Annotated in this window: 14 protein-coding genes; all 14 read right to left on the bottom strand. The window is 48.5% G+C overall.

Annotated elements, in window-relative coordinates:
* Positions 1-8: 8 nt before the first annotated feature.
* The 14 genes from purD to CB4_RS20410 all read right to left on the bottom strand — a co-directional run bounded on the left by purD (position 9) and on the right by CB4_RS20410 (position 14,416).
* Complete coding sequence (gene purD, locus CB4_RS20345) at positions 9-1,292, bottom strand: phosphoribosylamine--glycine ligase (RefSeq protein WP_096467502.1); 1,284 nt, start codon at positions 1,290-1,292, stop codon at positions 9-11.
* A 21-nt stretch (positions 1,293-1,313) separates the two neighbouring features.
* Complete coding sequence (gene purH, locus CB4_RS20350; protein ID WP_096467503.1) at positions 1,314-2,855, bottom strand: bifunctional phosphoribosylaminoimidazolecarboxamide formyltransferase/IMP cyclohydrolase; 1,542 nt, start codon at positions 2,853-2,855, stop codon at positions 1,314-1,316.
* A 30-nt stretch (positions 2,856-2,885) separates the two neighbouring features.
* Complete coding sequence (purN, locus tag CB4_RS20355) at positions 2,886-3,491, bottom strand: phosphoribosylglycinamide formyltransferase (protein WP_096467504.1); 606 nt, start codon at positions 3,489-3,491, stop codon at positions 2,886-2,888.
* Positions 3,491-4,531 carry a phosphoribosylformylglycinamidine cyclo-ligase gene (gene purM, locus CB4_RS20360; RefSeq protein ID WP_096467505.1) on the bottom strand — a complete coding sequence of 347 codons (1,041 nt, stop codon included), beginning with the start codon at positions 4,529-4,531 and terminating at the stop codon, positions 3,491-3,493. The genes purN and purM overlap by 1 nt, the downstream gene beginning before the upstream one ends.
* A 12-nt stretch (positions 4,532-4,543) precedes the next feature.
* On the bottom strand, positions 4,544-5,980 hold the full coding sequence (gene purF / locus CB4_RS20365) for an amidophosphoribosyltransferase (RefSeq protein ID WP_231956093.1): 1,437 nt from the start codon (positions 5,978-5,980) through the stop codon (positions 4,544-4,546).
* On the bottom strand, positions 5,965-8,136 hold the full coding sequence (gene purL, locus CB4_RS20370) for a phosphoribosylformylglycinamidine synthase subunit PurL (protein ID WP_231956285.1): 2,172 nt from the start codon (positions 8,134-8,136) through the stop codon (positions 5,965-5,967). Before purL ends, purF begins: the two co-directional genes overlap by 16 nt.
* Before the next feature lie 37 nt (positions 8,137-8,173).
* Positions 8,174-8,866, bottom strand: a complete 693-nt coding sequence (gene purQ / locus CB4_RS20375) for a phosphoribosylformylglycinamidine synthase subunit PurQ (RefSeq protein WP_096467507.1) — start codon at positions 8,864-8,866, stop codon at positions 8,174-8,176.
* A 3-nt stretch (positions 8,867-8,869) separates the two neighbouring features.
* Entirely contained in the window at positions 8,870-9,118 is a 249-nt protein-coding gene (gene purS, locus CB4_RS20380; protein WP_096467508.1) for a phosphoribosylformylglycinamidine synthase subunit PurS, read from the bottom strand.
* On the bottom strand, positions 9,111-9,830 hold the full coding sequence (gene purC, locus CB4_RS20385; protein WP_096467509.1) for a phosphoribosylaminoimidazolesuccinocarboxamide synthase: 720 nt from the start codon (positions 9,828-9,830) through the stop codon (positions 9,111-9,113). The genes purS and purC overlap by 8 nt, the downstream gene beginning before the upstream one ends.
* An 82-nt stretch (positions 9,831-9,912) precedes the next feature.
* Complete coding sequence (purB, locus tag CB4_RS20390) at positions 9,913-11,208, bottom strand: adenylosuccinate lyase (RefSeq protein WP_096467510.1); 1,296 nt, start codon at positions 11,206-11,208, stop codon at positions 9,913-9,915.
* 17 nt (positions 11,209-11,225) lie between these two features.
* Positions 11,226-12,365 (bottom strand): 5-(carboxyamino)imidazole ribonucleotide synthase, encoded by a 1,140-nt coding sequence (purK, locus tag CB4_RS20395; RefSeq protein ID WP_096467511.1) that lies wholly within the window; start codon positions 12,363-12,365, stop codon positions 11,226-11,228.
* Positions 12,362-12,847 carry a 5-(carboxyamino)imidazole ribonucleotide mutase gene (gene purE, locus CB4_RS20400; protein WP_096467512.1) on the bottom strand — a complete coding sequence of 162 codons (486 nt, stop codon included), beginning with the start codon at positions 12,845-12,847 and terminating at the stop codon, positions 12,362-12,364. Before purE ends, purK begins: the two co-directional genes overlap by 4 nt.
* 370 nt (positions 12,848-13,217) lie before the next feature.
* Complete coding sequence (locus CB4_RS21785; protein ID WP_231956094.1) at positions 13,218-13,325, bottom strand: sporulation protein YjcZ; 108 nt, start codon at positions 13,323-13,325, stop codon at positions 13,218-13,220.
* Between the two features lie 869 nt (positions 13,326-14,194).
* Positions 14,195-14,416 (bottom strand): hypothetical protein, encoded by a 222-nt coding sequence (locus tag CB4_RS20410; protein WP_096467514.1) that lies wholly within the window; start codon positions 14,414-14,416, stop codon positions 14,195-14,197.
* Positions 14,417-14,490: the final 74 nt, after the last annotated feature.

Below are 14,490 nucleotides of genomic sequence, written 5' to 3' on the forward strand. Positions count from 1 at the left end.
TTGTGTAGTTATGAACGGCTCTCTGCGCGGCGCAGCGCTTTTGCTGCAATATCAGTACGATAGTGCGCACCTTCAAAGGAGATGCCTTTAATTGTTTCATATGCTTTGCGTTTCGCTTCATGCAAGTCAGACCCGAGCGCGGTTATCCCAAGCACACGGCCACCGTTTGTCACGATCTGACCGTCTTTTTCTGCTGTTCCTGCATGGAATACGATAACGTCTTTTGTCGGTTCCGGCAGTCCTGTAATTACACGTCCTTTTGGATACGGACCAGGGTAGCCTTCTGATGCCATGATGACACACACCGCTGCATCATCTTTCCATTTTACCTCTTCCATCTCTGCGAGACGTCCTTCTGCGACAGCGAGGAAAATCTCCGCCAGATCACTAGCAAGACGAGGCAAAACGACCTGGGTTTCCGGGTCTCCAAAGCGTGCATTATACTCAATGACCTTCGGACCTTGCTCGGTCATCATCAGGCCAGTGTACAGAATGCCCCGGAACGAAATTCCTTCCTGCACCATTGCTTTAGCAGTCGGAAGAACAATCGTATCAATCGCCTGCTGCACGATTGCTGCGTCCATATGCGGTACAGGAGAATATGTACCCATCCCGCCTGTGTTTGGTCCTTTATCATCGTCAAATGCCGGCTTATGGTCTTGTGATGGTACCATCGGAATCACGGTCTCACCATCTACAAACGCAAGAATGGTCATCTCTTCTCCGGTCAAATATTCTTCGACTACAACACGCGCACCCGCACCAGCGAATGTATCTTCGACCATCATCGAGTGAAGTGCATCCTCTGCTTCTTCCAGTGTCATCGCCACGACGACACCTTTGCCTGCTGCAAGCCCGTCCGCTTTAATAACGATCGGTGCTCCCTGTTCCCGTACGTAAGCACGTGCCTGTTCATAGTCCGTAAATGACTGGTAGCCACCTGTCGGAATCCCGTATTTCAACATTAAGTCTTTGGCGAATTTTTTACTACCTTCCATCATCGCTGCCAGACGATTCGGACCAAATACTTTCAATCCAGCTTCTTCGAACGCATCCACGATGCCCGCAAGTAGTGGATCTTCTGGACCGATAACTGTCAACTCGATTTCTTCTTGTTTGGCAAACGCAATGAGTGCCGCAAAATCATTCACGCCAATCGGTGCACACTCTGCCATCTGTGCAATACCTGCGTTACCCGGCGCACAATACACTTTCTCTACGCTCGGGCTTTGCTGAAGCTTCCAGACAAGCGCATGCTCCCGGCCGCCGCTTCCTACAACGAGTACCTTCATATACAGGCTTCCTCCCTGGAATTAGTGTTTAAAATGACGTACTTTCGTGAATACCATCGCAATGCCGTGTTCGTTCGCTGCTTTGATCGAGTCTTCATCACGAATCGAGCCACCCGGCTGAATAATCGCTGTGATGCCGGCTTTTGCTGCTTCTTCGAGTGTATCTGGCATCGGGAAGAATGCATCAGACGCCAGGATGCTGCCTTTTGCCTTCTCGCCTGCTTGCTCAATGGCAATACGTGCCGAGCCAACACGATTCATCTGGCCTGCGCCAACCCCAACTGTCGAGCTGTCTTTTACGAGCACGATTGCATTTGATTTAACATGCTTAACAACATTCCAGCCAAACAGCATTTGTTCAACTTCTGCGTCAGTCGGTTTGCGGTCTGTTACAACTTCGAGGTCCGCTGCTGTGATACGTTTTGTATCTTCAGTTTGAATGAGAACGCCACCTTCTACGCTTGCCAGCTTCCAGTCGCCTTTTTCTTTGCGCACAACTTCACCCAGTTCAAGCAGACGCAAGTTTTTCTTTTCTTTCAATATTTCAAGCGCTTCATCAGTAAACGATGGAGCCATAATAATCTCAAGGAAGATTTCTTTCAGTTCCAGAGCTGTTTGTTTATCGATCGGACGATTAGCTGCAATGATGCCGCCAAAGATCGAAACCGGATCGGATTCATATGCTTTGCGGAATGCAGCATAGATCGTTTCACCGATGCCCACGCCGCACGGGTTTGTATGTTTCACAGCTACAACGGCTGGCTGATCGAATTCTTTTACGATATTCAGTGCCGCATTGCCATCGTTAATGTTGTTATAAGAAAGCTCTTTACCATGTAGCTGTTTCGCTGTCGCGATGTTGCCTGTACCAGCAAGCGGCTCACGGTAGAATGCAGCTGCCTGATGCGGATTTTCGCCGTAGCGGAGGTCTTGTACTTTTTCAAATGTAACCGTGTATGTTTCCGCCATCTCTTCGCCCACTTGAGCCGTAAGATATTGAGAGATAAGTGCATCGTATGCAGCTGTATGACGGAATACTTTAGCCGCAAGCTTGCGTTTTGTCTCATCGGACAGTGCGCCGCCTTCTTTCAGTTCAGCTACGACTTTGCCATAATCCGCCGCATCGACAACTACGCCGACAAACTTGTGGTTTTTCGCTGCGGAACGAAGCATTGTCGGGCCACCGATGTCAATGTTTTCGATTGCTTCGGCAAATTCTACATCCGGCTTGCTGATCGTTTCTTTGAATGGATACAGATTTACAACAACGAGATCGATCGGCGTAATGTTGTGCTCGCCAATTTGCTGCATGTGCTTCTCATCGTCACGCACTGCAAGCAAACCACCATGGATATGCGGATCGAGTGTTTTCAGACGACCATCAAGAATTTCCGGGAATCCCGTTACTTCGGAGATACCGATTACGTCTACGCCTTCTTTTTGCAGCATGGTTGCTGTGCCGCCTGTAGAGATGATTTCTACGCCAAGCTTGGACAATTCTTTTGCGAATTCTACAATTCCTGTTTTATCCGATACGCTGATTAATGCGCGTTTTACGCTCACTCTCGTTCACTCCTCGTTATCATTAAAAAATTAGGCGATAATTTCAACCCGACGTCCGTCCAGCTGCACTCGATTGTTGACAAGCAACTGCACCACTTCTGGCAAAAGCAGATGCTCTTCTGCATGAATGCGTGCCGCCAACGTTTCTTCTGTATCCCCCTGCTGTACCTCTACCGTCCGCTGGGCAATAATCGGCCCGGTGTCCATTCCTTCATCGACGAAATGAACCGTAATCCCGGTCACTTTAACCCCATAACGGAACGCCTGTCCAATTGCATCCTTGCCTGAAAAAGACGGCAGAAGGGACGGATGCAGATTAATCATCCGTCCGCCGTATGCCCGAAGCAACGTCTCGCCAATCAAGCGCATGTAGCCAGCAAGAATGATACGCTCTACACCCGCTTCTTCAAGACGACGCAAAATTTCTGTTTCAAATGCAACCTTATCGGGATATTCCTTCGCCTGAAAGACGAAGGTTGGAATGCCATACTGTGCTGCACGTTCGAGCACATATGCCCCCGGTTTATCGCAAACAAGCAGGACAATGTCCGCACCTGTGATCGTTCCATTCTCAATCGCTTCCATAATGGCTCCAAAGTTAGAGCCACTACCGGATGCAAATACTGCAAGCTTCATTACCAGCTCACCCCGCCAAACTGAACGTCCTGATTGCCAGAAATAATACGGCCAATTTGGAAAGCTTGCTCACCTGCTTCTGCCAATACACGCATCGCTTCAGCAGCGTCTTCCTCTTTCACAACGGCAATCATGCCGATGCCCATGTTAAAGGTACGGAACATATCTGGCTTCGATACGCTACCTTTTTGCTCGATCAAATCAAAGATAGGCAGAATCGGCCATGAACCGTAGGCAATCTCTGCTGACGTTCCTTCTGGAAGCACGCGCGGAATGTTGTCATAAAAACCGCCGCCAGTAATGTGAACAAATCCTTTTACGTCTACGCTGTCCATCAAAGACAGGCAAGACTTCACATACAGTCGTGTTGGAGTCAGCAATGTATCCCCTAGCTTACCACCGAGTTCTGCGACTTCATCCTGCAGAGAAATCCCTGCTTTTTCAAGCAGCACGTTGCGCACAAGCGAGAACCCGTTGCTATGCACACCGCTTGATGCCATGCCAATGATTACATCGCCTGGTGCAATACGTTTACCGTCAATAATCCGATCTGCATCAACGACACCCACACTAAAGCCTGCAATGTCATACTCGGATTCTTCATACATTCCTGGCATCTCAGCAGTTTCACCACCAATGAGTGCACAGCCAGACTGTTCACAACCATCCGCGATGCCTTTTACAATCGCTTCAATTCGCTCTGGCACAACTTTGCCGCATGCGAGGTAATCGAGGAAAAACAGCGGCTCGGCTCCTTGTACCACAATGTCATTCACGCACATTGCCACCGCATCGATGCCGATCGTATCATGTCGATCCATACCGAACGCAATTTTTAGCTTTGTGCCTACACCGTCTGTTCCAGAGACGAGAACCGGCTTCTTGTATTTGGCTGTATCGAGGCCAAACAAGGCACCGAATCCGCCCAAGTCTGTTAGAACTTCCGGGCGGAATGTGCGCTTCACGTGTTTTTTCATCCGTTCAACCGCTTCATTGCCAGCGTCAATATCTACACCAGCCTGTTTGTATGCCTCACTCATGTTCTCTCTCCCTCACTTGTGCACGCAGTTTTTCGTATCTTCATAAATCTCAGTCGGGTACTGACCCGTAAAGCAAGCCAGACAGTGGCCGCGATTCGGTGCGCTATCCTCTTGTCCAATCGCATCAATCATGCCTTCTGGTGACAGGAAATAAAGAGAATCGGCTCCAATCATCTCGCGGATTTCCTCGAGGGATTTTATCGCCGCGATTAGCTCTTCCCGACTGGACGTATCAATCCCATAGAAACATGGGTTTTTAACCGGTGGGGAACTGATACGCACATGTACTTCTTTGGCGCCTGCTTCTCGAAGCATAGAGACAATTCGTCCACTTGTTGTCCCGCGTACGATAGAGTCATCAATCATCACAACCCGCTTGCCTTCAACAACTTTGCGAACCGCACTCAGCTTCATGCGCACGCCACGCGCACGCATTTCTTGCGTTGGCTGGATAAATGTCCGACCTACATAGCGATTTTTGATCAGACCAAGCTCATACGGTAAACCCGCTGCTTCTGCATAACCAATCGCCGCCGACGTACTTGAATCCGGTACACCCGTTACGATGTCAGCTTCGACGACCGGCGCTTCGCGGAACAACTGGCGACCCAGCTCCTTGCGTGCTAGGTGAACGTTAATCCCACCAATGTCGCTATCTGGACGAGCGAAATAAATGTATTCAAACGAACAAGTCGCACGCTGTGCCTGTCCGGCAAATCGCTCAGAACGCAAACCGTTCTCGTCAATAATAATCATCTCACCTGGCTCTACATCACGGATGACTTCCGCGCCTACAGTGTCAAATGCGCACGTTTCAGATGAAACAACATAGCCACCGTCTCCCATGCGACCAAGCACGAGCGGGCGCAGGCCGTTCGGATCAAGTGCCACGATCAGTTTCTTCTCCGTCATGACAAGCAGCGCATACGCCCCTTTAATCATGCCGAGTGCATGGCGTACCGCCCCTTCAATCTCATATCCAGAACGGGCAATCAGATGGGCGATTACTTCTGTATCGCTCGTTGTTTGAAAAATAGAACCTTGACGTTCCAGTTGATGACGTACTTGATCGGCATTAACGAGATTTCCGTTATGGGCCAGTGCAAGATTGCCATCTGTATATTTGAATACGAGCGGCTGGGCATTCTCGATTTTGCTCTCGCCTGCCGTTGTATAACGAACATGGCCGATTGCCATTTTTCCGTGAATATCTTTTAGCTGGCCACCGTTAAACGCTTCGGTTACAAGCCCCATCCCACGATGATACGAGAACACCTCGCCATTCGATGCACAGATACCCGCACTTTCCTGGCCACGGTGTTGCAGGGCATGAATGCCATAGTACGTAATTTGTGGAGCATCAGGGTGATTGTACACCCCGAAAACTCCGCACTCTTCATTTAATTTATCCCACAGGTCGTCGTGTTCGAACTTCATGCCATCAGACATCCGATCGCATCCTTCCAGGCCGCTTTCAATTCAGCGAGCGGCGTATTGATCACTTCTCGACCGTTTACTTTTATATTCACTGCATCAGTTCCAACGGTTCCGATGACGGCAAACGGTGTGCCATTAGCTTCTGCGACTGCTTTCACTGCATCTACATTTTCTTTCTTCACACTAAGCAAAACACGGGATTGCGATTCGCTGAACAGTGCTACGTCTGCACGCAGATCGCTTGTCCAGTCTACCTGTACACCAAGTCCTGGAGCGGCAGATTCCACAAGTGCCGTTACCAGACCGCCTTCGGCAAGGTCATGTGCAGACGATACGTGTCCATTGCGAATCGCATCGAGCACAGTATCTTGCAGTTTCTTCTCAACAGCCAGATCAATCACTGGCGGACGGCCACTAATGGTACCATTCATTTGTTTCTGGTATTCCGAACCGCCTAGTTCTGCTTTTGTTTCACCCAACAGAACGATTACATCGCCTTCGTTCTTGAATGCCTGAGTTGTAATATGATCAACATCACGGATAAGACCTACCAGACCAACTACAGGAGTCGGATAGACAGCTTCTCCGTTTGTTTCGTTGTACAGACTTACGTTCCCGCCGATAACTGGCGCACTCAGCACACGGCACGCTTCTGCCATGCCATCCACCGCTTTTTCGAACTGCCAGAAAATCTCCGGCTTCTCTGGATTCCCGAAGTTAAGACAATCCGTTACTCCAAGTGGTTCAGCACCGGAGCATACAACGTTGCGTGCCGCTTCCGCCACCGCAATCGCACCGCCCACTTCTGGGTCCAGGTACACGTAGCGTCCATTACAGTCGATGCTCATTGCCAATGCTTTGCGCGTGCCGCGAATCGCGACTACAGCCGCATCAGAGCCCGGTACGACTGCTGTGTTCGTCCGTACCATGTAATCGTACTGATTGTATACCCATTCCTTGCTCGCAACAGTTGGCGCACCAAGCACTTGTTTGAGTGCTGCTGTATAATCAGCTGGTTCAGCCAATGCCGTTGTATCTACGTCTGCATTTGCCGCATAGTAAGCTGGCTCTGCAGATGGTTTATGATAAACCGGTGCGTCTTCTGCCAGACTATCTACCGGTACTTCTGCTGCTACTTCTCCTTTGTGAAGGAGACGAAGTTTGCCATCATCCGTTACCCGACCGATCACAACGGAATGCAGACCCCATTTTTCAAAAATCTTTTCAACTTCTGCTTCGCGTCCTTCGTGCACAACGACAAGCATACGTTCTTGCGATTCAGACAGCATCATCTCGTATGGTGTCATACCTTTCTCGCGCTGTGGTACAAGGTCAAGATTCAGCTCAATGCCGTTGCCTGCTTTACTTGCCATCTCCGCACTAGAAGAGGTAAGACCAGCCGCACCCATATCCTGAATGCCCGCTACCGCACCTGTCTCAATCAATTCCAGACATGCTTCGAGCAACAGTTTTTCCATGAACGGGTCACCAACTTGAACAGCCGGACGTTTTGCTTCGGAATCTTCGCTTAACTCCTCGGATGCGAATGTTGCACCGTGAATTCCATCGCGTCCAGTTGCAGCTCCCACGTACATAACCGGGTTGCCTACGCCTTTAGCGACACCTTTTTGAATCTGATCGTGGTTGATTAAACCGACACACATTGCATTTACGAGCGGATTGCCATCATAGCACGGGTCAAATACAACTTCCCCGCCTACTGTCGGAATCCCCATGCAGTTACCGTAGCCTGCGATACCCGCTACTACGTTTTCAAACAAATATTTCATGCGCGGTGTTTCTAATTCGCCAAAACGCAGTGAGTTGAGCATCGCGATTGGACGTGCACCCATTGAGAAAACATCACGAATGATCCCGCCTACACCTGTTGCCGCACCTTGGTATGGCTCAATTGCAGATGGGTGGTTATGACTTTCTACTTTAAACACAACCGCCTGATTATCGCCAATGTCGATAATACCTGCACCCTCGCCCGGACCTTGTAGAACGTGTGGGCCAGATGTCGGGAAGCGACGAAGAACTGGCTTAGAGTTCTTATAGCTACAGTGCTCCGACCACATAACACTAAACAGACCCGTTTCGGTATAATTCGGCTGTCTTCCGATTATTTTGACAACCTGAGCAAATTCCTCATCTGTCAAACCCATTTCACGGTAGATTTTTTCATCAGCAATCTGCTGCGGATTAGGCTCTTTGTGTGACACCGTTCTTGTCCCTCCAGCTCTGTAAGATCGAAGTAAACATGCGCTTTCCGTCTGCGGAACCGAGCCATTCATGAACAGCACGTTCCGGGTGTGGCATCATGCCAAGCACGTTGCCTTCTTTGTTGATAATGCCTGCAATATTGTCAATCGATCCGTTCGGGTTCGCGCCCGCATAACGGAATACGATTTGATTGTTTTGTTCCATGTCTGCAAGTGTTGTCTCGTCACAGTAGTAATTGCCGTCACCATGCGCGATTGGAATCTGAATGATCTCACCCGCTGCATACTCTGCTGTAAACACCGTATCATTGTTTTCCACACGGAGGTCAACCATCTCACAACGGAATTTGAGGCTCTGATTGCGGCGCAATGCACCCTGTAGAAGACCTGCTTCTGTTAACACCTGGAATCCATTACACACACCCATAACAAGCTTGCCTTTGGCTGCTGCTTCTTTCACGCTAGCCATAACACGCGCCATGCTCGCCATCGCACCCGGACGCAAGTAGTCGCCATACGAGAATCCACCCGGCAGAAGAATGCAGTCAAACTCATCGAGGTTGCTCTCTGCGTGCCATACGTATTCGACCGGCTCACCTAGGCAATCTTCTACTGCTTTGTACATATCAATGTCACAGTTCGAACCCGGAAATACAAGGACTGCACATTTCATCGTTTATGCCTCCACCATCTCGAAGCGATAGTCTTCGATCACTGTATTCGCCAGAAGTTTCTCACACATCTCAGTGAGACGCTCTTCCGCTGCCTGACGGCTGTCAACGTTTAATTCCACTTCCATGTATTTACCAATGCGAACATCGCGTACTTCATCGAAACCAAGGGAATGAAGTGAACCTTTTACCGCACTGCCTTGCGGATCGAGAACTGATTCTTTGAGCGTGACATATACAGTAGCTTTAAACATGCGTTTCTCCCCCAATACGTTTTAAAATTTCCTTGTAAGCATCTTCTACATTGCCGAGGTCACGGCGGAAACGGTCTTTATCAAGCTTCTCGTTTGTATCAGCATCCCAGAAACGGCATGTGTCTGGTGAAATCTCATCCGCCAGCAGCAATGTTCCATCTTCAAGACGTCCGAATTCTAGCTTGAAATCAACGAGTGTTACTTTGCGTTCTTTCATATAAGAAACGAGCACTTCGTTCACCGCAAGTGCCATCTCACGAAGACGGGCACGTTCTTCTGCGCTTGCAATACCAAGTACATCAATGTGTGAATCATTCACGAGCGGATCACCGAGTGCATCATCTTTGTAATAAAATTCAACAACTGGCTGCGGAAGAACCGTTCCTTCTTCCATACCGAGGCGTTTAGCAAGCGAGCCGGCTGCTACATTACGTGTTACAACTTCAAGCGGTACGATTTCTACTTTCTTCACTAATTGCTCTGTCGGTGACAATTCCTTAATGAAGTGATTTTCAATGCCTTTTTCTTTTAGCATACGGAAAAAAATCGATGTAATTCGGTTATTCAGCTCGCCTTTACCCATAATGGTCGCGCGTTTTTCTCCGTTAAACGCAGTTGCATCATCTTTGTACTCCACCCAGAACACACCAGGCTCATCTGTAGCATAAATGCGCTTTGCTTTTCCTTCATACAGCATTTCGAGCTTTTCCATCGTATCTCGCTTCCTTTCGAGTCGTAAAACCGAAATAAAGAAGGGAGAGGGAGAAATATCATTCTTTCTCTCCTCTTCTCGCTTACAAACCTAGACGTTCAAAAATCGTATCGACATGTTTTAAATGCCAGTTATAGTTGAAGCAGTCTGCAATGTCTTCTTCAGTAAGCAGACCCTTTACTTTTTCATCCGATTCGATGATCTCACGGAAGGAACGTTGTTCTTCCCACGATTGCATCGCACGGCGCTGCACAGTATCGTATGCTTCTTCACGGCTTAAGCCTTTATCGATCAGTTTAAGCAGTACGCGTTGCGAGTAAATCAGACCGAATGTGCGCTCCATGTTGCGCTTCATGTTTTCTGGGAACACAGTCAGGTTTTTCACGATGTTGCCGAAACGGTTAAGCATATAATTAATGAGTTGCGTTGCATCCGGCAGAATGATCCGTTCCGCAGATGAATGTGAAATGTCACGTTCATGCCAGAGCGGCACGTTCTCATATGATGTCAGCATGTGTCCGCGAATAACACGGGCTAAGCCAGCCATGTTCTCGCTGCCGATCGGATTGCGCTTATGCGGCATAGCGGATGAGCCTTTTTGGCCTTTTGCGAACGCTTCTTCTACTTCACGTGTTTCACTTTTTTGCAAGCCGCGGATTTCAACAGCGAACTTCTCGATGGATGTTGCGATGAGTGCCAGTGTGCCCATGTATTCGGCATGACGATCACGCTGCAACGTTTGTGTAGAAATCGGAGCAGCTTGCAGACCGAGCTTTTCGCACACATATTTCTCAACGAACGGATCAATATTCGCATACGTACCAACTGCGCCGGAGATTTTACCGAAAGCAATTGTTTGTTTCGCCTTGCGGAAGCGCTCCAGGTTACGTTTCATTTCTTCATACCAGAGCGCCATTTTCAAACCGAATGTTGTCGGCTCAGCATGCACGCCATGTGTGCGGCCCATCATAACAGTGTGCTTATGTTCCTGCGCTTTTTCTTTCAGGATGTCCACAAAACGAACAAGATCTTGCTCGATGATTTCATTCGCCTGACGCAGTAAGTATGAAAGCGCGGTATCCACTACGTCTGTTGAAGTTAATCCATAGTGTACCCATTTTTTCTCATCGCCTTCGATCGTTTCAGAGACGGCACGCGTGAATGCAACAACGTCGTGGCGTGTCTCCTGCTCGATTTCGTAAATGCGATCAACGTTGAAGCTGGCGTTTTTCCACAGTTTTTCGACATCTTCCTTTGGAATTACGCCAAGTTCTGACCATGCTTCGCAAGCGAGGATTTCTACCTCAAGCCAGGCTTTGAATTTGTTTTCTTCTGTCCAGATGGACGCCATTTCCGGACGGGTGTAGCGTTCAATCATGTGTATTCCTCCTTTTTTTACTCCCAGATTTTCATTTGTTCAATTATGGTCAGTGCTTCCTCTACTGAATCAGCCAGTACGTTTATATGCCCCATCTTCCGTTTCGGCTTACTGTCCTGTTTACCATATAAATGAAGTTTAGCTGTAGCTGGAAACGTATCTATTTTATCAAGAATAGGCGCTAGATGCTCACCTAGAATGTTCACCATGACAACTGGCGTCAGAAGCCGAGTTGCACCAAGTGGCAGATCGCAAATGGCACGAATGTGCTGCTCGAACTGAGAGGTTACACACGCGTCCATCGTATAGTGACCGGAATTGTGCGGACGTGGTGCCAATTCGTTGACGATAATGCCACCGTCTTCTGTTACAAACATCTCAACGGCGATCAGTCCCCGTACATCTAGCTTTTCCGCAATCGTACGGGCTACCACTTCCGCTTTCTGCGCGGTCTCATCGCTTATCCGAGCCGGTACAATCGAGAGATGAAGAATGTTCTCCCGATGAACGTTTTCACTTACCGGAAACGTTGCCACTTCTCCTGATACACTGCGTGCCGCAATGACGGATACTTCTTTCACAAATGGGACGAACTTTTCAATAATGATATCGGCTCCGCTCTTCTGAAGCTCCTGATAGGCTTGTGCCGCTTCGCCTGCTTTTCGAATTACCGCTTGTCCTTTGCCATCATAACCACCTGTCGCGGTCTTCATCACAGCAGGCAACCCAAGTTGTTCAATCGCACGCTCCGCTTCGTCTGCATTAGCAATGATGCGGAACGGTGCTACCGGAATGTCGAATGATTCGAGTGTCAGCTTCTCATCGATCCGATTCTGTGTGATTCGCAAAAGCTGACTGCCCTGCGGCACATACGACTGATCTTCCAGAATGGCCGCTACCTGCGCGTCCACATTCTCGAATTCGTACGTAATCACGTCACTTGCCTGTGCGAGATCCATCGCGCCATCTACATCGTCATATCCGGCAAGAATTTGTCGGTCACACACCTGACTGCATGGTGAATCTTCTGTTGGATCAAGCGTGATAAATCGATAGCCAGAGGCGCGTCCTGCAAGCGCCAGCATCCGTCCAAGCTGTCCACCGCCCAGCACGCCAATCGTAGCACCTGGTCGGATTACATTCCGCTCCGCACTCACAGGTCACTCGCCTCCAGTACGGTCTGCTTTACACGTTCCCGGCGCTCCATGAATGCCTGACGAATCGCCGGATATTTATTTCCAAGCATTTGTGCGGCTAACAGTCCCGCATTGATCGCACCAGCCTTGCCGATTGCTACTGTCGCAACCGGAACGCCACCCGGCATCTGTACAATGGACAGAAGCGAATCAAGTCCATTCAACGTTGAAGATTTAACGGGAACACCAATTACAGGAAGTGCGGTTTTGGATGCAACCATACCCGGCAGATGCGCCGCGCCGCCCGCTCCGGCAATAATCACTTCTAAGCCACGTTCTACAGCCTGTTCTGCATACGAAAACATAAGGTCCGGCGTACGATGTGCGGATACAACTTTCTTTTCAAATGGAACGCCAAGTTCCTCCAAAATGTCACACGCTTCTTTCATCGTCTCCCAATCGGATGTGCTTCCCATAATGACACCCACAAGCGGTTGAGTCATAGCGCTGTTTCCCTCCAAAAAATACAAAATAAAAAAGCCCAGACGGTAGATTTCCCCTATGGTGGTGAGAAACCTACCGCCTGGGCTTTTATCCCTACGGTGTAGCGCACGCCGCGTGCGCCTGAATCGCTCGGACCGTACGGCTTACTGCCACGGAACCCTAGATTCACTTTCTACTGGTCGCTTTTAGTTTAACAAGGCGGCATGTGGAAGTCAACCTTATTTCCGAACATTATACTGTTATTGTTTTCTAACATTCGATTATAGCTATCTTTCTTTTATTTTGTTTGATCGACAAGATAATTATACAGGAAAAAACCAGAAAACCAGCTTATCGGCTGGTTTTCTGGTTTATGGGGGTACCATTTATTTAATCGCAAGCGCATGCGATGATTACAAGCAGGATGAAGAGTACGAGAATTACACCCAGTTCATCGTTACCGTTGAAGAAGCCCATGCAGTCCCCTCCTTTCTTCATGAAACACATAGACCGATGTCAAATCAGTTACATGCGCATGCAATGATTACGAGAAGGATGAACAGCACAAGGATTACACCAATCTCGCCATCTCCACCGAAAAAGCTCATGGATGCCACTCCTTTCTCCAAGAGAGTACAAAGTGTCAGCCTCCGCTAGCACTCGTCTACTACGTTATGCAGAGCATATTAGATTGGTTTAGGCTAGCTATGCCTAACATTCGCAAGCGCATGCAATGATTACAAGCAGAATGAACAGAACCAGAATCATACCAATCTCTCCGCTAAAGCTTCCTCCAGATCCACAACTCATTTGATTCACCCTTTCTTTGTATTCAGAGCGCGTTTTCGTGCTCTGCAGGGATGTTGTTTCCCTTGACATGGTACATTCTATGTACTGGACGGGCAGGTGGTTTGGACGTTTGCCTATTTTTAGGGAAGAAAAAAGAGCGGTTGGCAAAGTACGGTGGCGGGAGAGGGGAGGAGAAAACTCACGTCACATGGGTACACACCTCAAAGACGCGTAAACTGGCCGCTCCAGAAGTCCGGCAGACTTGCCCGCAAAACAAGCCCACGATGATCCGCTCCGCTGCTTGCGGGCAAAAGCCCGTCTACCTCCCTTCCTCCGCTGGGCAGGTGCGTACAGTTGTTCCTTTGATTTTTCTCCTCCCCTCTCCCGAAGCAACTTTTGCACCGCTCGTTCCAACACACCATAAAAACAGTTCTTTTTAGAACAACACGAAAAGGGACTGATCCAACCTGCGGATCAGTCCCTTTTTATTTGATATACACTTCTTTGATAAGCCAGAATTCATGAAGTTTTTTCTTATGCCCGGTCTTCTACCTCATGTCCAATCATCAACAGGCTTGCTATTTTAGCACTGATATAATCAGTAAAAGTGTAAATATTAGCATCACAAAGATAATAAAAAAAGCAAAGTATTTAGTACCTTTAGGCATAGCACTCCATATTATTTTCTTTCTAGGTCCACTTCCTTCAATCCGTTGAGCCTCTTCAAGTATTGGGAGAATCGTATTCTCTTCATTTTGTGTGTTTGTATATTGATCCGGTTTTGTCTCATATCTCTTCATTGCCATCGCTCCTCAGTCGAATTTAATCTTGTAGATCAGTGAGTTCATCTAAGGAGCAGAGAAATAAAGTGTGT

Origin of the sequence: Aneurinibacillus soli (assembly GCF_002355375.1) — a bacterium.
GTDB classification, from domain to species: Bacteria; Bacillota; Bacilli; order Aneurinibacillales; family Aneurinibacillaceae; genus Aneurinibacillus; species Aneurinibacillus soli.

What these genes read in the sequence shown, in the direction of transcription:
- CB4_RS21785 (WP_231956094.1), bottom strand. Translation starts at nt 13,325, where the DNA reads ATGAAGAAAGGAGGGGACTGCATGGGCTTCTTCAACGGTAACGATGAA.
- purC (WP_096467509.1), bottom strand. Translation starts at nt 9,830, where the DNA reads ATGGAAAAGCTCGAAATGCTGTATGAAGGAAAAGCAAAGCGCATTTAT.
- purM (WP_096467505.1), bottom strand. Translation starts at nt 4,531, where the DNA reads ATGAGTGAGGCATACAAACAGGCTGGTGTAGATATTGACGCTGGCAAT.
- purQ (WP_096467507.1), bottom strand. Translation starts at nt 8,866, where the DNA reads ATGAAATGTGCAGTCCTTGTATTTCCGGGTTCGAACTGTGACATTGAT.
- CB4_RS20410 (WP_096467514.1), bottom strand. Translation starts at nt 14,416, where the DNA reads ATGAAGAGATATGAGACAAAACCGGATCAATATACAAACACACAAAAT.
- purN (WP_096467504.1), bottom strand. Translation starts at nt 3,491, where the DNA reads ATGAAGCTTGCAGTATTTGCATCCGGTAGTGGCTCTAACTTTGGAGCC.
- purF (WP_231956093.1), bottom strand. Translation starts at nt 5,980, where the DNA reads ATGTCTGATGGCATGAAGTTCGAACACGACGACCTGTGGGATAAATTA.
- purB (WP_096467510.1), bottom strand. Translation starts at nt 11,208, where the DNA reads ATGATTGAACGCTACACCCGTCCGGAAATGGCGTCCATCTGGACAGAA.
- purE (WP_096467512.1), bottom strand. Translation starts at nt 12,847, where the DNA reads ATGACTCAACCGCTTGTGGGTGTCATTATGGGAAGCACATCCGATTGG.
- purL (WP_231956285.1), bottom strand. Translation starts at nt 8,136, where the DNA reads ATGGGTTTGACAGATGAGGAATTTGCTCAGGTTGTCAAAATAATCGGA.
- purD (WP_096467502.1), bottom strand. Translation starts at nt 1,292, where the DNA reads ATGAAGGTACTCGTTGTAGGAAGCGGCGGCCGGGAGCATGCGCTTGTC.
- purS (WP_096467508.1), bottom strand. Translation starts at nt 9,118, where the DNA reads ATGTTTAAAGCTACTGTATATGTCACGCTCAAAGAATCAGTTCTCGAT.